Annotated in this window: 21 protein-coding genes and 2 pseudogenes; 6 read left to right on the forward strand and 17 right to left on the reverse strand. The window is 70.9% G+C overall.

The window, feature by feature from the left end:
- Nucleotides 1–602 (forward strand): DNA-3-methyladenine glycosylase family protein (locus tag ACFW2E_RS07910; RefSeq protein WP_384463048.1); only part of this gene is annotated, 602 nt, incomplete at its 5' end.
- Nucleotides 603–618: 16 nt separating this feature from the next.
- Nucleotides 619–1104: a methylated-DNA--[protein]-cysteine S-methyltransferase gene (locus tag ACFW2E_RS07915; RefSeq protein ID WP_384463051.1), complete on the forward strand. Its 486-nt coding sequence runs from the start codon at nucleotides 619–621 to the stop codon at nucleotides 1102–1104.
- 47 nt (nucleotides 1105–1151) lie between these two features.
- On the opposite strand, the gene ACFW2E_RS07920 is transcribed toward ACFW2E_RS07915, so the two are convergent.
- The 3 genes from ACFW2E_RS07920 to ACFW2E_RS07930 form a co-directional block, all read right to left on the reverse strand.
- Nucleotides 1152–1889: an NAD-dependent deacetylase gene (locus ACFW2E_RS07920; RefSeq protein ID WP_384463054.1), complete on the reverse strand. Its 738-nt coding sequence runs from the start codon at nucleotides 1887–1889 to the stop codon at nucleotides 1152–1154.
- Between the two features lie 451 nt (nucleotides 1890–2340).
- On the reverse strand, nucleotides 2341–2835 hold the full coding sequence (locus ACFW2E_RS07925) for an NUDIX domain-containing protein (RefSeq protein WP_384463057.1): 495 nt from the start codon (nucleotides 2833–2835) through the stop codon (nucleotides 2341–2343).
- A gap of 82 nt (nucleotides 2836–2917) precedes the next feature.
- A complete protein-coding gene (locus ACFW2E_RS07930; RefSeq protein ID WP_384463060.1) occupies nucleotides 2918–3994 on the reverse strand; it encodes an ADP-ribosylglycohydrolase family protein in 1077 nt (358 codons plus the stop codon).
- Nucleotides 3995–4186: 192 nt separating this feature from the next.
- On the opposite strand from ACFW2E_RS07930, the gene ACFW2E_RS07935 reads away from it, so the two are divergent.
- On the forward strand, nucleotides 4187–5338 hold the full coding sequence (locus ACFW2E_RS07935) for a glycerate kinase (protein WP_384463063.1): 1152 nt from the start codon (nucleotides 4187–4189) through the stop codon (nucleotides 5336–5338).
- Nucleotides 5339–5485: 147 nt separating this feature from the next.
- Here ACFW2E_RS07935 and pssA read toward each other — a convergent pair whose 3' ends face one another.
- The 9 genes from pssA to ACFW2E_RS07980 form a co-directional block, all read right to left on the reverse strand.
- On the reverse strand, nucleotides 5486–6304 hold the full coding sequence (gene pssA / locus ACFW2E_RS07940; RefSeq protein ID WP_384463109.1) for a CDP-diacylglycerol--serine O-phosphatidyltransferase: 819 nt from the start codon (nucleotides 6302–6304) through the stop codon (nucleotides 5486–5488).
- Nucleotides 6305–6326: 22 nt separating this feature from the next.
- On the reverse strand, nucleotides 6327–6983 hold the full coding sequence (locus ACFW2E_RS07945) for a phosphatidylserine decarboxylase (protein ID WP_384463066.1): 657 nt from the start codon (nucleotides 6981–6983) through the stop codon (nucleotides 6327–6329).
- Between the two features lie 170 nt (nucleotides 6984–7153).
- Nucleotides 7154–8359, reverse strand: coding sequence for an acyl-CoA dehydrogenase family protein (locus ACFW2E_RS07950; protein WP_384463068.1), 1206 nt, complete (start codon nucleotides 8357–8359; stop codon nucleotides 7154–7156).
- Between the two features lie 3 nt (nucleotides 8360–8362).
- On the reverse strand, nucleotides 8363–8875 hold the full coding sequence (locus tag ACFW2E_RS07955; protein WP_384463071.1) for a MaoC family dehydratase: 513 nt from the start codon (nucleotides 8873–8875) through the stop codon (nucleotides 8363–8365).
- Nucleotides 8876–8880: 5 nt separating this feature from the next.
- Nucleotides 8881–9840: an HpcH/HpaI aldolase/citrate lyase family protein gene (locus tag ACFW2E_RS07960; protein ID WP_384463074.1), complete on the reverse strand. Its 960-nt coding sequence runs from the start codon at nucleotides 9838–9840 to the stop codon at nucleotides 8881–8883.
- Nucleotides 9837–11885: a protein meaA gene (locus ACFW2E_RS07965; RefSeq protein WP_384463077.1), complete on the reverse strand. Its 2049-nt coding sequence runs from the start codon at nucleotides 11883–11885 to the stop codon at nucleotides 9837–9839. Before ACFW2E_RS07965 ends, ACFW2E_RS07960 begins: the two co-directional genes overlap by 4 nt.
- An 18-nt stretch (nucleotides 11886–11903) precedes the next feature.
- A complete protein-coding gene (gene ccrA, locus ACFW2E_RS07970) occupies nucleotides 11904–13247 on the reverse strand; it encodes a crotonyl-CoA carboxylase/reductase (protein WP_384463080.1) in 1344 nt (447 codons plus the stop codon).
- Between the two features lie 415 nt (nucleotides 13248–13662).
- Nucleotides 13663–14478 (reverse strand): TetR family transcriptional regulator, encoded by an 816-nt coding sequence (locus ACFW2E_RS07975; RefSeq protein ID WP_384463083.1) that lies wholly within the window; start codon nucleotides 14476–14478, stop codon nucleotides 13663–13665.
- A gap of 136 nt (nucleotides 14479–14614) precedes the next feature.
- Nucleotides 14615–16420, reverse strand: coding sequence for a 3-hydroxyacyl-CoA dehydrogenase family protein (locus ACFW2E_RS07980; RefSeq protein ID WP_384463086.1), 1806 nt, complete (start codon nucleotides 16418–16420; stop codon nucleotides 14615–14617).
- Between the two features lie 374 nt (nucleotides 16421–16794).
- Between ACFW2E_RS07980 and ACFW2E_RS07985 the strand changes: the two genes are divergently transcribed.
- Nucleotides 16795–17370 (forward strand): adenylosuccinate lyase, encoded by a 576-nt coding sequence (locus ACFW2E_RS07985; protein WP_384463089.1) that lies wholly within the window; start codon nucleotides 16795–16797, stop codon nucleotides 17368–17370.
- A gap of 4 nt (nucleotides 17371–17374) precedes the next feature.
- Here the strand turns inward: ACFW2E_RS07985 and ACFW2E_RS07990 are convergent, their stop codons facing one another.
- The 3 genes from ACFW2E_RS07990 to ACFW2E_RS08000 form a co-directional block, all read right to left on the reverse strand.
- Nucleotides 17375–17902, reverse strand: a complete 528-nt coding sequence (locus ACFW2E_RS07990) for a GNAT family N-acetyltransferase (protein WP_384463091.1) — start codon at nucleotides 17900–17902, stop codon at nucleotides 17375–17377.
- A gap of 82 nt (nucleotides 17903–17984) precedes the next feature.
- Nucleotides 17985–19538, reverse strand: a complete 1554-nt coding sequence (locus tag ACFW2E_RS07995) for an alpha/beta hydrolase (protein WP_384463094.1) — start codon at nucleotides 19536–19538, stop codon at nucleotides 17985–17987.
- A 136-nt stretch (nucleotides 19539–19674) separates the two neighbouring features.
- Nucleotides 19675–20730: an Rv2578c family radical SAM protein gene (locus ACFW2E_RS08000; protein WP_384463097.1), complete on the reverse strand. Its 1056-nt coding sequence runs from the start codon at nucleotides 20728–20730 to the stop codon at nucleotides 19675–19677.
- Between the two features lie 168 nt (nucleotides 20731–20898).
- Here ACFW2E_RS08000 and ACFW2E_RS08005 point away from each other — a divergent pair, with 168 nt between their 5' ends.
- Entirely contained in the window at nucleotides 20899–21342 is a 444-nt protein-coding gene (locus ACFW2E_RS08005) for an SRPBCC family protein (protein WP_384463100.1), read from the forward strand.
- A 195-nt stretch (nucleotides 21343–21537) separates the two neighbouring features.
- A pseudogene (locus ACFW2E_RS08010) lies at nucleotides 21538–23187 on the forward strand (MDR family MFS transporter); the annotation flags it as partial.
- Between the two features lie 5 nt (nucleotides 23188–23192).
- On the opposite strand, the pseudogene ACFW2E_RS08015 reads toward ACFW2E_RS08010, so the two are convergent.
- Both ACFW2E_RS08015 and ACFW2E_RS08020 read right to left on the reverse strand, forming a co-directional pair.
- Nucleotides 23193–23831, reverse strand: a pseudogene (locus tag ACFW2E_RS08015) (NAD(P)/FAD-dependent oxidoreductase); the annotation flags it as partial.
- Complete coding sequence (locus ACFW2E_RS08020; protein ID WP_384463103.1) at nucleotides 23828–24190, reverse strand: bifunctional 3-phenylpropionate/cinnamic acid dioxygenase ferredoxin subunit; 363 nt, start codon at nucleotides 24188–24190, stop codon at nucleotides 23828–23830. The pseudogene ACFW2E_RS08015 and the gene ACFW2E_RS08020, both read right to left, overlap by 4 nt.
- Nucleotides 24191–24424: the final 234 nt, after the last annotated feature.

The raw sequence follows: 24424 nt of genomic DNA on the forward strand, positions 1-24424 counted from the left end.
TGCTGCGCACGGACCCTTTCCTCGCGCCGGTGGTCGACAAGGCCCCGGGCCGACGCGTTCCCCGTACGGTCGACGAGGCCGAGTTCGCCGTCCGCGCCGTGCTCGGGCAGCAGGTCTCCACGGCGGCCGCCCGCACCCATGCCGCCCGCCTGGTCACCGCGCACGGCAAGCCCGTCGACGACCCCGAGGGCGGCCTCACCCACCTCTTCCCGGCCCCGGAGGCGCTCGCCGGCCTCGACCCGGAGCAGCTGGCGATGCCCCGCACCCGGCGCACCACCTTCACCACGCTGGTCGGCCGGCTCGCCGACGGGTCCCTTCACCTGGGCGTCGAGAGCGACTGGTCTCAGGCCCGCGCCCGGCTCCTCGCCCTGCCCGGCTTCGGCCCCTGGACGGTCGACGTCATCGCCATGCGCGCCCTCGGCGACCCCGACGCTTTCCTTCCCACCGACCTGGGAATCCGGCGCGCCGCCCAGGAGCTGGGCCTTCCCTCGACTCCGGCCGCGCTCACCGCGCGCGCGGCGGCCTGGCGGCCCTGGCGGGCGTACGCGGTCCAGTACCTGTGGGCGACCGACAGCCACCCGATCAACTTCCTGCCAGTGTGAGGACGTAGGACACACGATGAGACAGCACACCGTGACGGACAGCCCCTACGGCCCGCTGACGCTCGTCGCCGACGGCGACGGCGTCCTGTGCGGCCTCTACATGACCGACCAGCGCCACCGTCCGCCGCAGGAGACGTTCGGACCGCGCGACGACGGTTCTTTCGCCGAGGCCGAAGAACAGCTGGCGGCTTACTTCGCAGGAGAGTTGAAGGAGTTCACCCTCCAACTGCGCATGTCCGGAACACCGTTCCAACGCGCCGTCTGGGACCAGCTGACGAAGATCCCGTACGGCGAGACCCGCAGCTACGGCGAACTCGCCGACGCCCTCGACAACCCGGGCGCCTCCCGGGCCGTGGGTCTCGCCAACGGCAGGAACCCGATCGGCATCATCGTCCCCTGCCACCGCGTCATCGGCGCGAGCGGCGGCCTCACCGGATACGGGGGCGGTCTGGACCGCAAGCGGCGGCTGCTGGACTTCGAAAGGGGAACGGCGCTTTTCTGACCCCTTCCGGTGGCCTGATGCCTTCCGACTCTTCCGGCCCCGATGGCCTACGCGCGGCTCCGGGCGGCCAGCCGGCCCAGCAGCTCGGGCAGGGCGGTGCCGATCGGCTCGCGGATCACCTCGTCGGCGCGGTCGTCGTACGGCGTCGGTTCGGCGTTGACGATGACGAGCCGCGCCCCGTTGTCGGCGGCGACACCGGCGAGTCCGGCGGCGGGCTGGACCTGCAGACTGGTGCCGACGGCGACGAAGACCGTGCAGGCCTTGGTGATGGCGAGCGCCTCCCCGAGGACGACGGGGTCGAGCCGCTGGCCGAACATCACGGTCGCCGACTTGAGAATCCCGCCGCACTCCAGGCAGGGCGGGTCGTCCTCCCCGGCCTCGACCCGTGCCAGCGCGTCCTCCATGGACCCCCGCGCATGACACTTCGTGCAGACCACACTGCGCGCGGTGCCGTGCAGCTCGAGCACCTTGCGGGCGGGCATGCCGGCGAGCTGGTGGAGCCCGTCCACGTTCTGCGTGATCACCCGCACCGGGATCCCGGACTTCTCGAGCCCGGCGACGGCGAGGTGCGCGGCATTGGGCCCGGCCTTCAGCGTCCGGTTCTCGCGCCGCATCTGCCAGGACCGGCGCCGGATCTCCGGATCGCCCATGTAGTAGTCGTACGTCACGAGCTTCTCGGCCCCGGGGTCCCGCCGCCACAGCCCGTTCGGGCCCCGATAGTCGGGGATCCCGGAATCGGTGGAAATACCTGCGCCACTGAGGATGGCGACGAGGGGCTTGTTCATGGGCCGAGGGTAGGACGCCTGCCCGGGGCGGAGCGAGCGGATAAACCGGGGCGCGCTCTCCCCGGCGGGTCGGCCGCCCTGCCCGTCGACCGATGCGAGGGCGCAGGGAACCCCGATCACCCCGGTCGCGATCGTTCTCCGCCACCGCGCCCCGGGCAGGTGCACACGATCCGCCGGCAGTCGCAGCGGCAGCCCGTGCGCGCCCTCGGTATCCGGGTGAGGCCGAGCGCGCACCTCTCGACGACCCGGTGCCCCGCGGTCCCGTCGGGGTGCATCGGCGCCTCCCCGGCGCCGCCGAGGACCGGTCACCTCCGCAGTGAGCGGCTCCCGGTCTCACCACCGGTCCCGCATCGAGGGGCTGCGTGCGCACAGGGACGACGTGACCGGCGCACCGCTCCTGCTCGACGCAGGGGGAACCGGGTGGCAAGAATGTCGACCGTTCCTGCCGTTCTCAGGCGACGCGGTGGCCGTTCTCCAGTTCCGCCGTTCCCGAGTTCTCCGTCAGGACGTCGAGGGCGGCCAGGACGCGGCGGCCCAGGGCGCCGGGCAGGTGGGCGGTGATCTCCTCGCGGGGGACGAGGCGCCAGGACAGGAGCTCCTCCTCCTGCAGCCGGATCGCCGCGAACTCGCTGTCCTCGAGGACGCCGCCGTCGTACAGGTACGCCACCAGCGGCGGCCGCCCCGTCCCGTGCACCCAGTCCACCGCGAGGAGCCGGCCGGGTTCGCGGTCCAGGCCGATCTCCTCGGCCGTCTCGCGGCGGGCGCCCTGGCGCGGGGTCTCCCCGTCGTCGGACTCGATGGTGCCGCCCGGAAGCGCCCAGCCCTCGCGGTAGTTGGGCTCGACGAGCAGCACCCGGCCCTCGGTGTCGCGGAACAGGGCCGCCGCACCGGCGAGGACGCGGGGCAGACCCGCGATGTACGTGGCGAAGTCTTGAGTGGTGGTCACCCGGGAAGGGTAACCAGCCTGCCGCGGCGCTCCCGGGCGGATTGCCCAGGCTCGAACGCCCCCTGACCTCGCGGCGGCCGGGTCAGGCCCGCTCCGCCTCGGCCAGCCGGAGCGTGCGTCGCGCGAGGTCGCTGATCCGCACCCCGTCGAAGCCGAAGACGGCGCTGCGCACCGTGTCCTCCAGCGGGTCCTTCCACTGCGCCGGGATGGCCGCCGCTCCGGTCAGCACCCCGGCCACCGAACCCGCCGTCGCCCCGTTGGAGTCCGTGTCCAGGCCGCCGCGGACGGTGAGCGTGATGGTCCGGGTGAAGTCGCCGTCGCCGTACAGGAGCCCCGCGGTGAGTACGGCCGCGTTCGGGATGGTGTGGATCCAGCCGAGGCCGGCGGTCTCCTCCGAGACGGTGGTGAGTGTGTCCTCCCAGCTCAGCCGGGTCTCGTGGAGGGAGACCACCCGGCGCACGGTACGGGCCAGGCGGCTGCTCGCCGGGACGACGCCGAGCGCGGTGTCGATCGCGTGCCGCACGGTCGGCGCGGTGAACGCCGCCGAGATCAGCGCCGCCGCCCACATCGCGCCGTACACGCCGTTGCCGGTGTGGGACAGCACGGCGTCCCGGCGGGCCAGGGAGGCGGCGCGGCGCGGGTCGTGCGGGCTCGTCCAGCCGTAGACGTCGGCACGGATCAGGGCGCCGATCCACTCCTGGTACGGGTTCTCGTACGTCGCCGTCAGGGGCGGCTTCAGGCCATTGGCGAGATTGCGGTAGGCGGCCCGCTCCGCCGTGAAGGTCTGCAGGTACGGCAGCCGCAGCAGCCACAGGTCGCCGACCTGCTCGGTGCTGAAGTCGAAGCCGTGGGTCTCCAGGAGGTGCAGGCCGAGGATCGCGTAGTCGACGTCGTCGTCGCGGCAGCTGCCGTGGATACGGCCGCGGACGCACTGGCGCCACTCGGGGCGCAGCTCGACGCCGTCGTTCTCGTCGGCGGGCTCGGGAAGGTAGTCGGTGAGCGGCAGGGCGGCGGCCTGCCGGAGGTAGCGGTCGATGCGGTCGCGTGTCCACAGGTCGCCCTGCTCGACCGGCTTGCCGAGCATGTTGCCCGCGATCCGGCCCAGCCAGCCCCCGAGGATGCGGTCGGCAAGCTCTGTCTCGGTGCCCACAGGGGTCATGGATCCGGTTTACCCGATTTCCGGGACGGGCGCGCCGTGTTGGGCGGTGTTTCCGGCGAGCGGCACAGCGGACGGCCGGCGGCTTCCCAGGGGCCGGGCGGGGCATGACGGCAGGGGTGTCCTCCGGTTATGGTCGCAGCGGCGCGACTGGCCCTGACGTGCGCGGGGCCCGGAGAGCAAGGGGAATGCAAGGTGGCGGACTCTGCAGTGGACGAGACCCGACGGGTGCTCATCGCCGCGGACAAGTTCAAGGGCTCGCTCACGGCCGTGCAGGTCGCCGAGCGGGTCACGGCCGGACTGCGCCGGGTCGTACCGGACCTCGAGGTGGAGTCGCTGCCGGTGGCCGACGGCGGCGACGGGACCGTGGCGGCGGCGGTCGCCGCCGGGTTCGAGCGGCGGGAGCTGAGGGTCGCGGGGCCCCTGGGACAGGACGTCACCGCCGCGTTCGCGCTGCGCGGCGACACTGCGGTCGTGGAGATGGCGGAGGCCAGCGGGCTGCAACGGCTGCCCGCCGGTGTCTTCGCGCCGCTCACGGCATCGACGTACGGCTCGGGAGAGCTGCTGCTTGCCGCGCTGGACGCGGGGGCGCGGACGATCGTGTTCGGTGTCGGGGGCAGTGCCACGACGGACGGCGGGGCCGGGATGCTGTCGGCGCTCGGTGCGTGCTTCCTCGACGCGGCCGGGGAGCCGGTGCCGCCGGGCGGGGGAGGGCTCGCCGATCTCGCGCGGGCCGACCTGTCCGGTCTGGATCCGCGGCTGGCCTCGGTCGATCTGGTGCTCGCCAGCGACGTCGACAATCCGCTGACCGGGCCGAAGGGCGCGCCGGCGGTGTACGGCCCGCAGAAGGGCGCTTCGCCGGACGAGGTGGCGGTGCTGGACGCGGCGCTGGCGCACTTCGCGAAGGTGGTCGAGGCCGCGGTGGGGCCCAGGGCGGCCGAGTACGCTGCGTCGCCGGGGGCCGGTGCGGCGGGTGGCATCGGGTACGGGGCGCTGCTGCTGGGGGCGCGTTTCCGGCCCGGGATCGAGGTCATGCTCGACGTGCTGGGCTTCGCGCCCGCGCTGGAGCGGGCGTCGCTGGTGATCACCGGGGAGGGTTCGCTGGACGAGCAGACGCTGCACGGGAAGGCTCCGGCCGGGGTTGCGGCGGCCGCGCGGGCGGCTGGGCGGGATGTGGTGGCGGTGTGCGGGCGGCTCGCGCTGTCGCCTGCGGCGCTTCAGGGGGCCGGGATCGCGGCTGCCTATCCCCTGACGTCCGTCGAGCCCGATGTCGCCAGGTGCATCGCGGATGCGGGGCCGATTCTCGAGCGGGTCGCGTCCCGTATCGCGGAGGACCTTCTCGGCTGAGGCCGGGGCGGGGTGTCTGCCCACCCGCCGACCCGGCTCGATGGGCCGGGCGGTGACCGTCGCGCGGCTTCGCCCCGGAACCGGCGAGGAAAGAGAAGGGCCCCGGACCAAGCAGGTCCGGGGCCATCTTCGCGCGTGCGCGGAGCGCTACGGCTGTGCCGCCCGCGCCTCACGCCGGTTGTCGCGGAAGTTGTTCACCCGGCGAGCCGTGGCGAACAGGGGGATCACCGCGCCCATCACCAGCTGCAGCGCGCAGCCGGTCTGGAGGAGGAGCTGGCCGCTGGGGGCGTCGAAGGCCCAGGCCGCCAGGAGGCCCATCGAGAGGACGATCCAGGACAGCATGGCCACGGCCAGGCGGCCCCGCGGCTTCGGGTACTCCACCCGGCTCACCATCAGCCAGGCCGTGCCCAGGATGGCGAGCAGCGTCGCCACGAAGGGGAGCTCCAGCAGGACGATGGAGACCACCGTCAGCGCGCCGAACGGCGACGGCATGCCCTGGAACATTCCGTTCCGCGGTGTCACGCACGAGAAGCGCGCCAGGCGGAGCACGACGGCCAGGAGCACCACGATTGCCCCGAGCGCCGCCACTCTCTGGTGCGCGTCGTCCGCGACCATGCCGTAGACGAGGACGAAGTACGCGGGCGCCAGTCCGAAGCTGATCAGGTCGGAGAGGTTGTCCAGCTCCGCGCCCATGGGGGAGGACCGCAGCTTCCTCGCCACCAGGCCGTCGAACAGGTCGAAGACCGCCGCGCAGAGCATGAGGATGACCGCGGTGGCCGCCGAGTGGCGCGCCATGCCGGCCGACTCGTCGTTGCCCGTCAGGTGCGGGATCAGGATGCCGGTGGTGGTGAAGTACACCGCCATGAAGCCGCACGTGGCGTTGCCGAGGGTGAGGGTGTCCGCTATCGAGAGGCGCAGAGAGAGGGGCATCTCCTCCTCTTCGTCCACCTCGTCGGCCTCGGGCACCCAGCCCGCCTGGGTCTCCGGATCAATCACGGTCAATGCGAGTCACCCCAGCCACGGTCTTCTGGCCGACCTCGACCGCGACCTCCACGCCCTCGGGCAGGTAGAGGTCGACACGCGAGCCGAAGCGGATCAGACCGATACGGTCGCCCTGCTCCACCTTCGTGCCCTGCGGGATGTAGGGCACGATGCGGCGGGCCACCGCGCCGGCGATCTGGATCATCTCGATGTCGCCGAGTTCGGTGTCGAAATGCCAGACTACGCGCTCGTTGTTCTCGCTCTCCTTGTTGAAGGCGGGAACGAAGCCACCGGGGATGTGTTCGACCGACGTGACCGTGCCGGCGAGCGGCGCACGGTTCACGTGGACGTTGAGCGGGCTCATGAAGATCGCGACGCGGGTGCGCCCGTCCTTCCACGGCATGATGCTCTGCACCACACCGTCGGCGGGCGAGATGACGCGGCCCGTGGCGATCTCGCGCTCGGGGTCGCGGAAGAACCACAGCATGCCCGCCGCGAGCGCGGTGGCGGGCACGGCGACGGCCTTGGCGGCACCGGAGCGGCGCGCGCGGGCAAGGCTGAGGGCTGCGGTGGCGACGGTCGGGAGAAGCCACGGCGATGCTCCGCGCGCAAGGCGTACGCCGGCTCGGCTGTCGCGAGGTGCAGAGGTTTGGCTGTGGGGCATGGATGACCTTCGTAGCGGATGATGCCGCGCTGTAACGGGGGACGGCGGCTTTCCCGGGATCGTACCGGTCGCAGGCCGCAACTGGGCAAGCCAAGAAGCCGAGTCGGCGGCCGAAGAGCATTGACGGGGTGTGATCTTCTTCTCGAAGAAAACACCCCGTACCCGGACAATCAGCCCTGGAACCGATACTCTTCGAGCAGCCTGCGCCCGATGATCATTTTCTGGATCTCGGCGGTACCTTCACCGATCAGCAGCATCGGGGCCTCGCGGTAGAGGCGCTCGATCTCGTACTCCTTGGAGAAGCCGTAGCCGCCGTGGATCCGGAAGGCATCCTCCACGACCTCCTTGCAGTACTCGGAGGCGAGGTACTTCGCCATCCCTGCTTCGAGGTCGTTTCGTTGCCCGGAGTCCTTTTTGCGTGCCGCGTTGACCATCATGGCATGCGCGGCCTCGACCTTGGTAGCCATCTCCGCGAGCTTGAACTGGATGGCCTGGTGCTGGGCGATCGGCTTGCCGAAAGTGTGACGCTGCTGGGCGTACTGGACGCCGAGCTCGAACGCACGCTGAGCGACACCGCAGCCACGGGCGGCCACGTTGACGCGGCCCACCTCGACGCCGTCCATCATTTGGTAAAAACCTCGGCCGGTGACGCCGCCGAGCACCCGATCGGCCGGAACGCGCAGGTCGTCCATGACGAGCTCGGTCGTGTCGACGCCCTTGTAGCCCATCTTATCGATCTTGCCGGGGATGGTGAGCCCCGGGCGGACCTCGCCGAAGCCGGGCTCCTTCTCCACCAGGAACGTCGTCATCGACTTGTGGGGGGCCGTGCCCTCGGGGTGTCCTTCGTCACTTCGGACCAGGACGGCCACCAGGGACGACGTGCCGCCGTTCGTCAGCCACATCTTCTGGCCGTTCAGGACGTACTCGTCGCCGTCCTTGACCGCCTTCGAGGTGATCGCCGACACATCCGAGCCGAGGCCCGGCTCCGACATCGAGAACGCGCCCCGGATGTCGCCGGCCGCCATCCGCGGCAGGAAGTGGTCCTTCTGCTCCCGCGTGCCGTGCTGCTTGAGCATGTACGCCACGATGAAGTGCGTGTTGATGATGCCGGACACCGACATCCAGCCGCGGGCGATCTCCTCCACGCACAGGGCGTAGGTGAGGAGGGACTCGCCCAGGCCCCCGTACTCCTCGGGGATCATCAGGCCGAAGAGGCCGAGTTCCTTCAGGCCGTCGACGATCTGCTGCGGGTACTCGTCGCGGTGCTCCAGCTCGGTGGCGACCGGGATGATCTCCTTGTCCACGAAGCCGCGGACGGTGGAGACGATCTCCTGCTGGACGTCGGTCAGACCGGCGGTCTGGGCGAGACGGGCCATGGCCTACTTCTCCTGCTGCTCGAGCTCCGGGCGGCCCGGCTGCTCGCCGCCGCGTTCCTTGATGTACGTCTCGGTGGGCACCATCACCTTGCGGCGGAAGACGCACACCAGGGTGCCGTCCTGCTTGTAGCCCTTGGTCTCGACATAGACGATGCCGCGGTCGTTCTTCGACTTGGACGGCCACTTGTCGAGCACGGTCGTCTCACCGTAGATCGTGTCGCCGTGGAAGGTCGGCGCCACGTGCTTGAGCGACTCGATCTCCAGGTTGGCGATCGCCTTGCCGGAGATGTCCGGGACGGACATGCCGAGCAGCAGGGAGTAGATGTAGTTGCCCACGACGACGTTCTTGCCGAAGTCCGTCGTCTTCTCCGCATAGTTGGTGTCCATGTGGAGCGGGTGGTGGTTCATCGTGAGGAGACAGAACAGGTGGTCGTCGTACTCCGTGACCGTCTTGCCCGGCCAGTGCTTGTACGTCGCCCCGACCTCGAACTCCTCGTAGGTGCGTCCGAACTGCATCGCGCTCAGGCCTCCGGGATCTCGAACTTCGACGTGCGCTGCATGCCGGCGGCCCGGCCCTTGCCCGAGATGACCAGGGCCATCTTGCGGCTGGCCTCGTCGATCATCTCGTCGCCGAGCATCGCGGAGCCCTTCTTGCCGCCCGCCTCGGACGTGTAGTAGTCGTACGCGTCCAGGATCAGCTCGGCGTGGTCGTAGTCCTCCTGGGAGGGCGAGAAGATCTCGTTGGACGCCTCGACCTGGCCCGGGTGCAGCACCCACTTGCCGTCGAAGCCGAGGGCTGCGGCGCGCTGGGCGACCTCGCGGTAGCCGTCGATGTTGCGGATCTGCAGGTAGGGGCCGTCGATCGCCTGCAGGTTGTTGGCGCGGGCGGCCATCAGGATCTTCATCAGGATGTAGTGGTAGGCGTCCGCCGGGTAGCCGGGCGGCTGCTCGCCCACGACCAGTGACTTCATGTTGATGGACGCCATGAAGTCGGCCGGGCCGAAGATGATCGTCTCGACGCGCGGCGAGGCCTGCGCGATCGCGTTGACGTTGTTGAGGCCCTGCGCGTTCTCGATCTGCGCCTCGATGCCGATCTTGCCGACCTCGAAGCCCATGGTCTTCTCGATCTGCGTCAGCAGCAGGTCCAGGGCGACGACCTGCTCGGCGTTCTGGACCTTCGGCAGCATGATGCAGTCGAGGTTCTGACCGGCCCCCTCGACGACGGTGACGACGTCACGGTACGTCCACTCGGTCGTCCAGTCGTTGACGCGCACGACCCGCGTCTTGCCCGTCCAGTCGCCCTCGTTGAGGAACTTGACGATGGTGTGCCGCGCCTCGGGCTTGGCGAGCGGCGCGCACGCGTCCTCCAGGTCCAGGAAGACCTGGTCGGCGGGGAGCCCCTGTGCCTTCTCCAGGAAGCGGGGGTTCGAGCCCGGCACGGCCAGGCAGGAGCGCCGCGGGCGGAGACGGTTGACGGTCATGCGGGGACCTCCAGGGGGTCGAGCTTGTTCGCTTTCCGGATCTCGTCGACGATGCGGCCGATGATTCCGGTGATGTCGAAGTCCTTCGGGGTGAAGACCGCGGCCACTCCGGCGGCCCGGAGCTGTTCGGCGTCACCGTTCGGGATGATGCCACCGGCGATCACCGGGATATCTGTGGCACCGGCCACACGGAGCCGCTCCAGCACGTCCGGAACCAGCTGGGCGTGCGAGCCGGAGAGGATGGACAGGCCGACGGCGTGCACGTCCTCGGCCAGGGCCGCGTCCACGATCTGTTCGGGCGTCAGCCGGATGCCCTGGTAGACCACCTCGAAGCCGGCGTCGCGGGCCCGCACGGCGATCTGCTCTGCGCCGTTGGAGTGACCGTCCAGGCCGGGCTTGCCGACCAGGAAGCGCAGCTTGCCGGAGCCCAGCTCGCGGGCGGTGACGTCCACCTTCGCGCGGACCTCGGCCAGGGCGGAGCCCGCCTCGACGGGGACGGTCACCGGCGCGGACGAGACGCCCGTCGGCGCCCGGAACTCCCCGAAGACCTCCCGGAGCGCGCCTGCCCACTCGCCGGTCGTGACTCCGGCGCGGGCGCACTCCAGGGTGGCCTCCATGAGGTTGCCGGTGCCCTTGGCGACCTCCTTCAGCCGGTCCAGCGCCTTGCACGGGCGCGGGTGGTTGAAGGGCGGCTGGTAGCGCGTGTCGCGCCAGCGCCCGATCGCCTCGACGACGCGGGCCTCGACCGCCGGGTCGACCGTCTGGATCGCGGTGTCCAGGTCGGCGGTGAGCGGGTTGGGCTCGGTCGTCTCGAAGATGTTGACGCCGACGATCTTCTCCTGGCCGGACTCGATCCGGGCCCGGCGCTCGGCGTGCGAGGAGACCAGCTGCGACTTGAGGTAGCCGGACTCGACGGCGGCCATCGCGCCGCCCATCTCCTGGATCCGGTCGATCTCCGCGAGGGAGTCCTCGACCAGCTGGGCCACCTTCGCCTCGATGACGTGGGAGCCCTCGAAGATGTCGTCGTACTCCAGCAGGTCGCTCTCGTGCGCCAGTACCTGCTGGATGCGCAGGGACCACTGCTGGTCCCAGGGGCGGGGCAGGCCGAGGGCCTCGTTCCAGGCCGGCAGCTGGACGGCACGCGCGCGTGCGTCCTTGGAGAGGGTCACGGCCAGCATCTCGAGCACGATCCGCTGGACGTTGTTCTCCGGCTGTGCCTCGGTCAGGCCGAGGGAGTTGACCTGGACGCCGTAGCGGAACCGGCGCTGCTTGGGGTCCTCGATGCCGTACCGCTCGCGGGTGACCTTGTCCCAGATGCGGCCGAAGGCCCGCATCTTGCACATCTCCTCGACGAAGCGGACGCCCGCGTTCACGAAGAAGGAGATGCGCGCGACCACGTCGCCCATGCGCTCCTGCGGCACCTGGCCGGAGTCGCGCACGGCGTCGAGGACGGCGATCGCGGTGGACATCGCGTACGCGATCTCCTGCACCGGCGTGGCCCCGGCCTCCTGCAGGTGGTAGCTGCAGATGTTGATCGGGTTCCACTTCGGGATGTGGGAGACCGTGTACGCGATCATGTCCGTCGTCAGACGGAGCGACGGCCCCGGCGGGAACACGTGGGTGCCCCGGGACAGGTACTCCTTGACGATGTCGTTCTGGGTCGTCCCCTGGAGCTTGGTGATGTCCGCGCCCTGCTCCTCCGCGACGACCTGGTAGAGCGCCAGCAGCCACATGGCGGTGGCGTTGATGGTCATCGAGGTGTTCATCTGCTCCAGGGGGATGTCCTGGAACAGCCGGCGCATGTCACCGAGGTGCGAGACCGGGACCCCGACCCGGCCGACCTCGCCGCGGGCGAGGATGTGGTCGGGGTCGTAGCCGGTCTGCGTCGGCAGGTCGAACGCCACCGACAGGCCGGTCTGGCCCTTGGCGAGGTTGCGCCGGTACAGCTCGTTGGACGCCTCGGCCGTGGAGTGGCCGGCGTACGTGCGCATGAGCCACGGCCGGTCCTTCTCCCGCTTCGCCTGGGCGGGCTGACGCTCAGTCATCTGTGACCTCGGGTGTGCTCAGATGTTGCGGAAGCGGTTGATGGCGTCGATGTGCTTGGCGCGCATCTCCTCGTCGCGCACGCCCAGGCCCTCCTCGGGGGCCAGGCACAGCACGCCGACCTTGCCCTGGTGGAGGTTGCGGTGCACGTCGTACGCGGCCTGGCCGGTGTCCTCCAGGGAGTAGACCTTCGACAGCGTCGGGTGGATCTTGCCCTTCGCGATGAGCCGGTTGGCCTCCCAGGCCTCGCGGTAGTTGGCGAAGTGCGAGCCGATGATCCGCTTCAGGGACATCCACAGGTAGCGGTTGTCGTACTCGTGCATGTAGCCCGAGGTCGAGGCGCAGGTGGTGATGGTGCCGCCCTTTCGGGTGACGAAGACCGAGGCGCCGAAGGTCTCGCGGCCGGGGTGCTCGAAGACGATGTCGATGTCCTCGCCGCCGGTCAGCTCGCGGATGCGCTTGCCGAAGCGCTTCCACTCCTTCGGGTCCTGGGTGTTCTCGTCCTTCCAGAACCTGTAGCCCTCGGCGTTGCGGTCGATGATCGCCTCGGCGCCCATCGAGCGGCAGATGTCGGCCTTCTGGTCGCTGGAGACGACACAGATCGGGTTGGCGCCGCCCGCCAGCGCGAACTGGGTGGCGTACGAGCCGAGGCCGCCGCTGGCGCCCCAGATCAGCACGTTGTCGCCCTGCTTCATGCCGGCGCCGTTGCGGGAGACCAGCTGGCGGTACGCGGTCGAGTTGACCAGGCCCGGGGCGGCGGCCTCCTCCCAGCTCAGGTGGCCGGGCTTGGGCATCAGCTGGTTGGACTTGACCAGCGCGATCTCGGCGAGGCCGCCGAAGTTGGTCTCGAAGCCCCAGATGCGCTGCTCGGGGTCGAGCATCGTGTCGTTGTGGCCGTCGCTGGACTCCAGCTCGACCGACAGACAGTGCGCGACGACCTCGTCGCCCGGCTTCCAGGCGTTGACGCCGGGGCCGGTGCGCAGGACGACGCCCGCGAGGTCGGAGCCGATGATGTGGTACGGCAGGTCGTGGCGCTTGGCGAGGTCGTTGGTGCGGCCGTAGCGCTCCAGGAACCCGAAGGTGGACAGCGGCTCGAAGATCGAGGTCCACACCGAGTTGTAGTTGACCGAGGAGGCCATGACGGCCACCAGGGCCTCGCCCGGGCCGAGCTCGGGCACGGGGACCTCGTCGAGGTGGATCGACTTGCGCGGGTCCTTGTCGCGGGTCTCCAGGCCCGCGAACATCTCCGTCTCGTCCTTGTGCACGGTGATCGCGCGGTAGGACTCGGGAAGCGGCAGGGCGGCGATGTCGGCCGGCGTCGAGTCCGGCGCCTGGATCGCGGCGAGGATGTCCTTCACGGTCACGGTGTTGCCTCCGGCGGTGAGCGCCCCGAGGGAGGGGCGCTGAGGGTTGCGTCGGTGCTGCTGAGGGTTGGGTCGGGAAGATGCCGTCGGTTCGGCTGGGTGGTGCTTCGGCAGCGCTTTGTGGCGCGGGAGGTTGCCTGTGACGCAGGCGTCCGGGCGCGCAGGCCATTGGCTTGCTGGGACAGCCGACGCGCGATAGGTCTCTGCGCGCCGGCCGCCCGGACAACATCAACGTATGACACCGCGTGTCACCTGGCAAGGCACTGAGTGCCAGAAGTTCCACTCAGATGAAATCTTTACGCTACAGATGAGCGATGATCGATCGAACGCCACTTGAAATCCGCTCGAAAAGGGGCTCTGACATGCCAAAACGGCCACCCCCGGGGGTGGCCGTCATCACAGTGGCGAGGAGGTCTCAGCGGCCCCGGAGGGCCTCCTCGATGGTCCGCATGACCTCGTTGAGCGGAGCGTCGGTGCGGGCGACGGTCACCAGTACCTCGCCCTGGGCGGAGACCGCCGCCGGGGCGGCCGCCGGCCTGGGGGCCGAGGTCCGTCCGGCGCCGATGCCGGTGCCGAACGTCTTGCGCACGATCGCGAAGGCGTGGTCGAGCTGGGCCTCCACGTCCCCCTGGCCGCCCGCCCGCAGCCAGCGCCGCAGTACGTGGTTGTGGGCCGTGACGACGGCGGAGGCGGCGACCTCGGCGAGCAGCGGGTCGTCGTTGGCGTCGTCGTCGTGCGCGTGCTCGTCGAAGTGGCCGAGGAGGTAGCGGGTGAAGAGGCGTTCGTAGCGGGCCACCGACGCGATCTCGGCCTCGCGCAGGGTGGGCACCTCGCGCGTGAGCTTGTAGCGGGCGACCGAGATCTCCGGCCGGGCCGCGTACATCTTCATGACTTCCTTGATGCCGCGGCACACCGTGTCGAGCGGGTGCTCGTGCGCGGGGGCGGCGTTCAGCACCGCCTCGGCACGGATCAGCGTGTCGTCGTGGTCCGGGAAGATCGCCTCTTCCTTGGAGCGGAAGTGGCGGAAGAACGTGCGGCGCGCGACCCCGGCCGCGGCCGCGATCTCGTCGACGGTGGTCGCCTCGTACCCCTTGGTCGCGAACAGCTCCATCGCCGCGGCCGCCAGTTCTCGGCGCATCTTGAGCCGCTGGGCCGCCGCGCGACTGCCTGCGGCACTTTCCGGCGCGTCGGGCGTGGCTGGTGTACGTGAGGACTTGGCGGGCTGGGGCATGACCCGAACGTACTGCATGTGCGCAGCTCGGTGCGCATGTCCGGGGTTTCCCCCGCCCGTGAGGGGCGGGGGCGCTCCCGTGGGGCCGAGCAGTCCGCCCCACTCCCTGTCGTCGCTGGACCAGTCGCCGGCGCGCTCAGCGGCGGGCATATTCGCGGAAGCCACGGCCGGTCTTGCGGCCGAGGCAGCCCGCGGCCACCAGGTGCTCCAGAAGCGGCGCCGGGGCCAGGCCCGGGTCGCGGAACTCGCGGTGCAGGACCTTCTCGATCGCCAGGGAGACGTCCAGCCCGACCACGTCCAGCAGCTCGAAGGGCCCCATCGGGTAGCCGCCGCCCAGCTTCATCGCCGCGTCGATGTCGTCCAGGGACGCGTAGTGCTCCTGCACCATCTTGATCGCGTTGTTGAGGTACGGGAACAGCAGTGCGTTGACGATGAATCCGGCCCGGTCACCGCAGTCCACGGCGTGCTTCTTGATGTTGGCGCAGACCTCGCGGACCGTCGAGTGGACGTCGTCGGCGGTCAGCACCGTACGGACCACCTCGACCAGCTTCATGGCGGGCGCCGGGTTGAAGAAGTGCATGCCGATCACGTCCTGCGGGCGCGAGGTGGCGCGGGCGCAGGCGACGACGGGCAGCGAGGACGTGGTGGTGGCCAGGACGGCGCCCGGCTTGCAGACCTTGTCCAGCGTCGCGAACAGCTGCTGCTTGATCTCCAGGTCCTCGGCGACGGCCTCGACGGCCAGGTCGACGTCGGCGAAGGCGTCGTAGGAACCCGCCGGCGTGATCAGGCCCAGGGTCTGCGCGGCGGCCTCGGCGGTCATCCGCCCCTTGTCCACGGAGCGGTTCAGGGACTTGCCGATCCGGGCCTTGGCGGCCTGCGCCTTCTCCTCGCTGCGGGCGGCGAGGACCACCTCGTACCCGGCCTTGGCGAAGACCTCGGCGATGCCGGAGGCCATGGTGCCGGAACCGGCGACACCGACGGAGCGGACGGTACGGCCCGGCGTGAGGGCACCGCCCTGCAGCGGGGTCAGCGCGTCCCGCACGACCGTGGCACTGCCCGGCGCCTCGTACGTGTAGAAGCCCCGGCCGGACTTGCGCCCGGTCAGGCCCGCCTCGGCGAGCTGCTTCAGGATCGGCGCGGGGGCGTGCAGCCGGTCGCGGGACTCGGCGTACATGGCCTCCAGGACGGTACGGGCGGTGTCGATGCCGATCAGGTCGAGCAGGGCCAGCGGGCCCATCGGCAGACCGCAGCCGAGGCGCATCGCCGCGTCGATGTCCTCGCGGGAGGCGTACTTGGCCTCGTACATCGAGGCGGCCTGGTTGAGGTAGCCGAACAGCAGGCCGTCCGCGACGAATCCGGGGCGGTCGCCGACGGCGACCGGCTCCTTGCCGAGCTCGACGGCGAGGTCCGTGACGGTGGCGACGGCCTGGGGCGCGGTCAGCACGGAGGAGACGACCTCGACCAGTTTCATGGCGGGCGCCGGGTTGAAGAAGTGCAGGCCGAGCACGCGCTCGGGGCGGGCCGAGTCGGCGGCCAGCCGGGTCACCGACAGGGCGTTGGTGCCGGTCGCCAGAATCGTCTCCGGCCGCACGATGGAGTCCAGTTCGCGGAAGATCTGCTGCTTGATCTCGTACGACTCCGGGGCCACCTCGATGACGAGGTCGGCCTCGGCCGCGGCGCGCAGGTCGGTGGAGGTACGGACCCGGGCGAGCAGGTCCGCGCGCTCCTGCTCGGTGAGCCGCTCGCGCTCCACGGCGCGGGCGGTGGAGGACTCCAGGGCGGCGATCGACTGGGCGGTGGCGGCCTCGCTGACGTCGATGCCGACGACCTCGCGGCCGGCCTTCGCGAGAACCTCGGTGATGCCGGTGCCCATCGTGCCGAGGCCGACGACGGCAATGGTCTTGAGCGGGGACAGAGGGGTGTCGGACAGGGGAGTGGCCATCGCGGGACTCCTGGAATGAGGGTGACGACTGGAAACGCGCCCAGGTGCGCCGAGGGGGCGCACCGGGTGCGGAAAGGAATGCGGGTGTTGCCGGGCTGCGAGCGCACACGCCCGGTGCCGTCCGTCGAGGGCGTGCACACGCCCGCGGAGCGGCTGAGACCGACCGGCTCTGTCCCGAAGCCGGGTCGAACTGGTGGTACGTGAGGTACCGAACCGACCTGCGCTCACGGCGGCTGCGTCACCAAACCGTCGTGAGCGTTAGTGCGAGTGGGTGACTCGCTCGTATGAGCTTAACCGGTGGGTAACGAGCGCGCCAGCCCCGGAGTTTGTGATGTAGGTCCCGGTCGCCGCACGACACCCCTAATCTGGGCTTCGTGGACGAAGAGTTGCGATCGCTCACGGAGCGTCTACGGCAGGAGTCCCGCGGCACGGCGGCGTACGAGCAGCTCGTGGCGACCGTGGACCACGACGAACTGGCGGAGGTGCTCACCGCGGCCGGGCAGCCGCTGTGGGCCCGGGAACTGGCCGCCTTCCGGCTGGGGCTGTCGGGCGACCGGCGGGCCTTCGAGTCCCTCGTCCTGCTGCTCAACCACCGCGATCCGCCGCGCTGCGCCTCCGCCGCCTACGCCCTCGCCCGGCTGGGCGACCCGCGCACGGCCCGCGCGGCCGCCGCGCTCGCCACCAACGAACTGCGCGTCGCCTACGCCCTGCACCCCGTACGGCTCCTGGTCGAACTGCGCGCCCCCGAGTCCGTGCCCGCACTGATCACCACCCTGGAGCGGAGGCTGCGCCCGCACGACCCCTACCGCCGGGTCGCCCTCGCCTGCGTGGAGGGCCTCGGCACGCTCGGCGACGTCCGGGCCCGGCGTGTCCTGAACGAGGCCCTGGCCCACCCTCCGCTCGCGGAGGCGGCGGTGCACGCGCTGGCGCGGATCCCCAGGCCGAGATGACCCGTCAGCGGACCGGTTCCTTCACGTACCGCACCTCGGGCACGGCCGCGCCGTCCACCTCGAAGGGCTCCTCGGCGCCGTCCGGGCGGAAACCCGCCCGTTCGTAGAAGCGCCGGGCGGGTGTGTTCTCCTTCAGGACCCACAGGAACATGCGCGGGTGCGGGACGCACTGCCGCACCGACTCCTCCAGCAGCGCCCGCCCGATCCCGCCGCCCAGATGGGCGGGGTCGACGTAGATCGCGTACAACTCGGCGTCGGAGGTGCGCACTTCGCCGTCGCGGTACGGGCCGTGCGCCGCCCAGCCGACGATCTCGCCGGCCCGGTCGGCGACCAGGTTCACCACGCCGTCCAGGGCGGACGGGGAGAACCCGGCGCGCCGCCGCTCGGCGTCCCGCGCCACGCTGAGCCCGTCGAGGTACGACTGCGGCATCATCCCCTCGTAGGCGCTCTGCCAGCCCCGGACGCGGATCTCGGAGACCCGGTCGCAGTCGGCGAGGGTCATCGGGCGGATGTGCACAGGTGCGTCGGTCATGACGGAACTCTAGGGAGCGGCCGGCGCGGGACGCTCCCGATCCGACGGGCCCGGAGCGGACGGCCCCGGGCCCGTGCCCCGCTCAGCCGTGGAAGCCGAGCAGACCGTGCAGTGCCGAGCCCCGCGACGACCTGGCCGCCTTCTTCGCGGCCTGCGGCTTCGGGTCCGGCGTCTTCGGGCACACCGCGTCGACCCCGCGGACACCGCGCGGGACCTTGCCGTCGCTCAGATAGGCGGACAGGTGCTTGTCCAGGCAGGCGTTGCCGCTCAGGGTGACGCCGTGGTTCCCGCCGCCCTCCTCGACCACCAGGCTGGAGCCGGCCAGGAGCCGGTGGGTCATGACACCGCCCTCGTACGGGGTGGCCGCGTCGTTCGTCGCCTGGAAGAGCAGGGCGGGCGGCAGTTTGCCGTTGGCGATGTTCAGCGGCTTCAGCGGGGCCGTCGGCCAGAACGCGCACGGCGCGTTGTACCAGGCGTTGTTCCAGACCATGAAGGGCGCCTTCGTGTGGACCGCCCAGTTGTCCCTGCGCCACCGGTCCCAGTCCCGCGGCCACGGGGCGTCCCTGCACTGCACCGCGGCGTAGACGCTGTAGTTGTTCTCACCGGAGGTGCCGACGGCGGCGAATGTGTCGTACGCCTTGACCAGCGGCTTCGCGTTCTTGTGGTTCACGTAGGCCGCGAACGCCTCGGCGAGGTGGGGCCAGTAGCCGTCGAAGTAGCCCCCGGGCATGAAGGTGTCCTCCAGTTCGGAGGCCCCGACCCTGCCGCCCGCCGGCTTCTTGGCGAGCGCCGCCCGCATCGCGTACCACTTGGCCGTGACCTTCTCCGGGTCGGTGCCCAGTCCGTACGTGGAGTCGTACTTGGCGATCCAGGCCATGAGTGCGCGGTGGCGGTCGTCGAAGGCGTAGTCCTGGCCGAGGTTGTCGTCGTACCAGACCCCGGTGGGGTTCACGATCGAGTCCAGGACCAGCCGGCGCACCCGCTCCGGGAAGAGCTTGGCGTAGACGGCGCCGAGGTAGGTGCCGTACGAATAACCCAGGTAGTTGATCCGCCGCGCGCCGAGGGCCTGCCGGATCGACTCCAGGTCCCGCGCGTTGCTGACGGTGTCCATGTACGGCAGGATGCCCGCGTACTTCTTCCCGCAGGCGGCGGCGAACGCCTTCACGCGTGCGAGGCCCGCCTGTTCACGGGCGGCCGTGCCCGGCGACGAGTCCGGGCGCACCGGCTTGAAGTACCCGGGCACGCAGTTCAGGGCGGGAGTGCTCCTGCCCACGCCGCGTGGGTCGAAGCCGATGACGTCGTACTGGGCGGCCACCGCCTTGGGCAGCGCCGACGCGACGAACCCGGCGAGCGTCAGACCGCTGCCGCCCGGACCGCCGGGGTTGACCAGCAGCGGGCCCTGGTAGGTCTTGGCGGTGTGCGGGACACGGGACAGGGCGAGCGTGATCTTCCGTCCGGCCGGGTTCGCGTGGTCGAGCGGCACCTCGACGGACGCGCACTGGAGCGTCGGGGAGCCGGTGGTGCCGCATTTCTTCCAGGTGGGCTTCGTGGCCGGGGCCGCCTGCGCGGGGGCGGCCGTGAGCGTGCCGGCCACCACGAGGGCGGCGCCGCACAGCACGGCAGCGCGTGTTCTCAATGGGTCCTCCCAGGACGGAGGGTTTCCGGACCGCGAAGTTCACGGCCCTCGCCGCATCGTCCCGGAATGCATGCCCGAAAGAACATGTTATGTAAATAATTGACCCAATTGGTCTGGAAGTTGCGCTCGAACGATCTCAGATCAGCGTGAGTTGGGTCGCTTCGGGCACCCCGGCGTCGGGGGACCGGTGCCCGGACGGCTCCGGCGGCGTGATCCTGCGCGGCATCCCCGCGCGCGTGGGCCCGATGCCGTACTCCCCTGCCAGGTCGTGGACCTGACGGGTGATCCGGCGCTGGTACCACTTCGGCGCGTAGGCGCCCTCCGCGTACAGCCGCTCGTAGCGTCGCACCAGATGCGGATGGTGCGCCGCGAGCCAGGACATGAACCACTCCCGGGCCCCCGGCCGCAGATGCAGCACCAGCGGGGTGACCGAGGTGGCCCCGGCGGCCGCGATCGCCCGCACGGTGGCCCGCAGTTGGGCGGGGTCGTCACTCAGGAAGGGCACCACCGGCGCCATCAGCACGCCGCAGCCGATGCCGTGCTCGCCGAGCGTCCGTACGACCTCCAGCCGTCGTTCGGGCGCGGGCGTGCCCGGCTCGACCGTGCGCCACAGGGCCGGGTCGGTGAAGCCGACCGAGACCGAGATGCCGACGTCCGTGACCTGCGCCGCCTGCCTCAGCAGATCGAGGTCGCGCAGGATCAGGGTGCCCTTGGTGAGGATGGAGAACGGGTTCGCGTGGTCGCGCAGCGCCGAGATGATGCCCGGCATCAGGCGGTAGCGGCCCTCCGCACGCTGATAGCAGTCGACGTTGGTGCCCATCGCGACGTGCTCGCCCTGCCAGCGCCGGGAGCCGAGCTGGCGGCGCAGCAGCTCCGGCGCGTTCACCTTGACCACGATCTGGGTGTCGAAGCCGATCCCCGTGTCGAGGTCGAGATAGCTGTGCGTCTTGCGCGCGAAGCAGTACACGCACGCGTGCGTGCAGCCCCGGTACGGGTTCACCGTCCATTCGAACGGCATGCGCGAGGCGCCCGGCACCCGGTTCAGGATCGAGCGGGCCCGGATCTCGTGGAAGGTGATCCCCCGGAACTCGGGCGTGTCGAAGGTACGGCTGACAACCGCGTCCGCGCCGAACAGGGCGGGGTCGGCGGCCCGGCCGTGTTCGGACTCCACTGTGAGGTTCTCCCAGCGCATGACGCCTCCTCGGTAGCACTGGGCACAGAATAGAACACCTGTTCGCATGATCGTGCAAGAGTCTTTTCCGATCGCATCGGACAGGTCGGGGGACCCCGATTTGGGCGGCCGGGGGCCGGGGTGGTTGGCTTGCCCAGACCCCGAGAACCCAGGTCCTGGAGGAAGTCGATGGCGCAGGTCGAGGCCACTACGGAGCGGATCGTCGCCGCGGACGCGGAGAAGGTGTTCGACGCCCTCGCCGACTACAGCGGCACGCGCGAGAAGCTGCTGCCCGAGCACTTCAGCGAATACGAGGTGCGCGAGGGCGGCGACGGCGAGGGCACCCTCGTCCACTGGAAGCTCCAGGCCACCAGCAAGCGGGTCCGTGACTGCCTCCTGGAGGTCACCGAGCCGACCGACGGCGAGCTGGTCGAGAAGGACCGCAACTCCTCCATGGTCACCACCTGGCGCGTCACCCCCGCCGGGGAGGGCAGGTCCCGGGTGGTCGTCACCACCACCTGGAAGGGCGCCGGCGGCATCGGCGGCTTCTTCGAGAAGACGTTCGCCCCCAAGGGGCTCGGCCGGATCTACGACGCGGTGCTCGCCAGGCTCGCCGCCGAGGTCGAGAAGTAGACCCTGACCGGCGGCAGCCGGGCCGGTCCCCGGCCCAAATCGCGGGCCGCCGAGGTGTGTTGATGCCCTCACCGGTTCGAGTGGATCTCCGGGCGGCCGTACGCACTGCCGTAACTCGTCGCGCTTGCTCGTAGTTGTCGATTTACGCGGGATTTACGCGGAAATCGTGCGGCAGCGCGACGAGGGGAGCGGTACGTGGGCGGGACGACCCTGGTGCAGGACGAGCCGGCCGTGACACCTCCAAAGGCCCCCGTCCCGCCCCCCGGACCGGCCGCCGGACTCGGCCCGCGCCGGGTCCGGCTGGTCTTCACCGGGCTGATGCTCGCCCTGCTCCTGGCCGCCCTGGAGCAGATGATCATCGCCACCGCGCTGCCCCGGATCGTCGGCGAACTGCACGGCCTGGACCGGATGTCCTGGGCCATCACCGCGTATCTGCTGACGGCCACCGTGGGCCTGCCCGTCTACGGCAAGCTCGGCGACCTCCTCGGCCGCAAGGGCGTCTTCCAGTTCGCGATCGTCGTCTTCGTCATCGGCTCCGCGCTGGCCGGCCGGGCGCGGACCATGGACCAGCTGATCGCCTTCCGCGCGGTCCAGGGCATCGGCGCGGGCGGCCTGCTGATCGGCGTGCAGGCGATCATCGCGGACATCGTGCCGCCGCGGCAGCGCGGCCGCTACATGGGCCTCATCGGCGCGGCCTTCGGACTCGCCTCCGTCGCCGGACCACTGCTCGGCGGCTACTTCACCGACCACCTCTCGTGGCGGTGGTGCTTCTACGTCAACGTGCCCTTCGGCCTGGTCACCCTGGCCGTCGTCAGCGCCGTGCTCAAGCTCCCCAGGCCGCGGGTCCGGGCCCGCCTCGACCTGCCCGGCGCGCTGCTGCTCGCGGCCGTCTCCACCTGCCTGGTCCTGCTGACCAGCTGGGGCGGCACCGAGTACGCCTGGGACTCGCGCCAGATCCTCGGCCTCGGCGCGGGCGCGGCGGCGGCCACCGTCCTCTTCCTCGTCGCCGAACACCGCGCGGCCGAACCCCTCATCCCGCTCAGGCTGTTCAAGGACTCCGTCTTCACCGTCACCGGCCTGGTCGGCGTCGTCGTCGGCGTCGCCCTGTTCGGCGCCGCCAGCTATCTGCCCACCTTCCTGCAGATGGTCGACGGCGCCTCGGCCACCGAGTCGGGCCTGCTGATGCTGCCCATGATGGCCGGGATCGTCGGCGCCTCCGTCGTCGCCGGACAGCTCATCAGCCACACCGGCCGCTACAAGGTCTTCCCGATCGCCGGCGGAGCGCTCTCCGTGGCCGGCATGTGGCTCCTGTCCCGGCTCGGCATCGACACGCCCCGGCTGCACTACAGCCTCTGGATGGCCGTCCTCGGCGCCGGCATCGGCATGGTGATGCCCGTCCTGATCCTCGCCGTCCAGAACTCCGTACGCCCCGCCGACCTCGGCACCGCCACCAGCGCCAACAACTACTTCCGGCAGATCGGCGGCAGCGTCGGCGCCGCGGTCTTCGGCACCCTCTTCGCCGGCCGGCTCGCCGACGCCCTGCACGAACGGCTCCCCGCGCACACGGGCGCCCGGCTCCCCGACCCCGAGTCCCTCACCCCGCAGCTCGTCCGCGCGCTGCCCCCGGAGCTGCGCGACGCCTACGTCCGCGCCTACGCCGACGCGATGCCCAGGATCTTCCTCTACCTCGTCCCGGTGCTCGCCCTCGGCCTGCTCATCGCCTTCTTCCTCAAGGAGAAACCGCTGGTGTCCCACAACACCCCCGCCATCGACCAGGAGGCCGTGCCGGGCAACGCCTCGATCCCGCAGGCCCGCCCCCGGCCTCCGGCCGGGGGGACCCCCATCTCGCCTCGCTCGTCCCCGCTCAGGCCCTTGACCCCGACACCGCACAGCAGCCGTACGCCGTGGTCGGTGTGGAGGGCGGAGACGATGCCGCCCATGGTCTCGCCGAGCGGTCCCGCCAGAGGTGTCGGCGCGGCCTCGACCACCGTCACGTCGAGCCCGAGGGCGTGAGCGGTGGAGGCGACCTCGGCGCCGATGAACCCGCCACCGATCACCACCAGCCGTCCGCCCCGGGCCAGTTCGTCCCGCAGGGCGCGGGCGTCGTCCAGGGTGCGCAGCACGTGCACGCCGGCCAGGCCGTCGGTGCCGGGCAGTGTGCGCGCGGCGGCCCCCGTCGCGAGGACGACGCCGTCGGCGCGGATCTCCCGGCCGTCGGAGAGGCGGATCGCCCTCTCGGTGCGGTCGAGTCCGGTGGCGCGGGTGCCGAGCACCCACTCGGCCGCCAGGTCCTCGTCGTCCCGCTCCAGTGCCAGATCCGCTTCGCCGACTGCACCGGACAGGAACTCCTTGGACAGCGGCGGCCTGTCGTACGGGCGGTGCGGCTCGTCGCCGATGACGACCAGCCGACCGTCGTACCCCCGTTTGCGCAGCGAGCGTGCGGCCGACAGTCCGGCCAGCGAGGCGCCCACCACGGCCACGGTCCTCACGCGGGGCCTCCGGCCAGGCGGGAGGCGATGCAGGGCGGCAGGTTGGGCGCCTCCGTGGACAGCCGCACGTAGACCATGTCGCCCTCCACGACGACCTCGTGCGTGCGGACCGGGAGCTTGGCCGGCGGGGCGTCCACGGCACCGGTCCTCAGGTCGAACTTGGAGGCGTGGAGCGGGCATTCCACCTCGCAGCCCTCCAGCCAGCCGTCGGCGAGCGAGGCGTCCTGGTGGGTGCAGGTGTCGTCGATGGCGAAAAGCTCGCCGTCATCGGTGTGGAACACCGAGACCGGCGGGTCGATGTCGAGCCGGTGGGCCTCGCCTCGCGGCAGATCCGCGAGACGGCACGCGGGAATCATCATGACACCTCGGTGCGTATAGCGAAACGGATTGCGATTAGCGCAACGCCAGTCTGCGGGCCGCCCTGAACCCTTGTCAAGGCGTCCAAGGACCGGTTCGAAGCGGTTTCCACAGCGGTTTTCCGGGCACGTCGGAGCGCCCCGGAAAGCGTCGATGAACAGGGAAAACAGGCGCCGCACAGACGGGGGGGGGGGGGGGCCGCCCCGCCCGCCCACCGCACGGGCGGGTCTCGGCCG

The sequence above is a fragment of the Streptomyces sp. NPDC058964 genome, from assembly GCF_042741275.1.
In the GTDB taxonomy this organism is placed as follows: domain Bacteria; phylum Actinomycetota; class Actinomycetes; order Streptomycetales; family Streptomycetaceae; genus Streptomyces.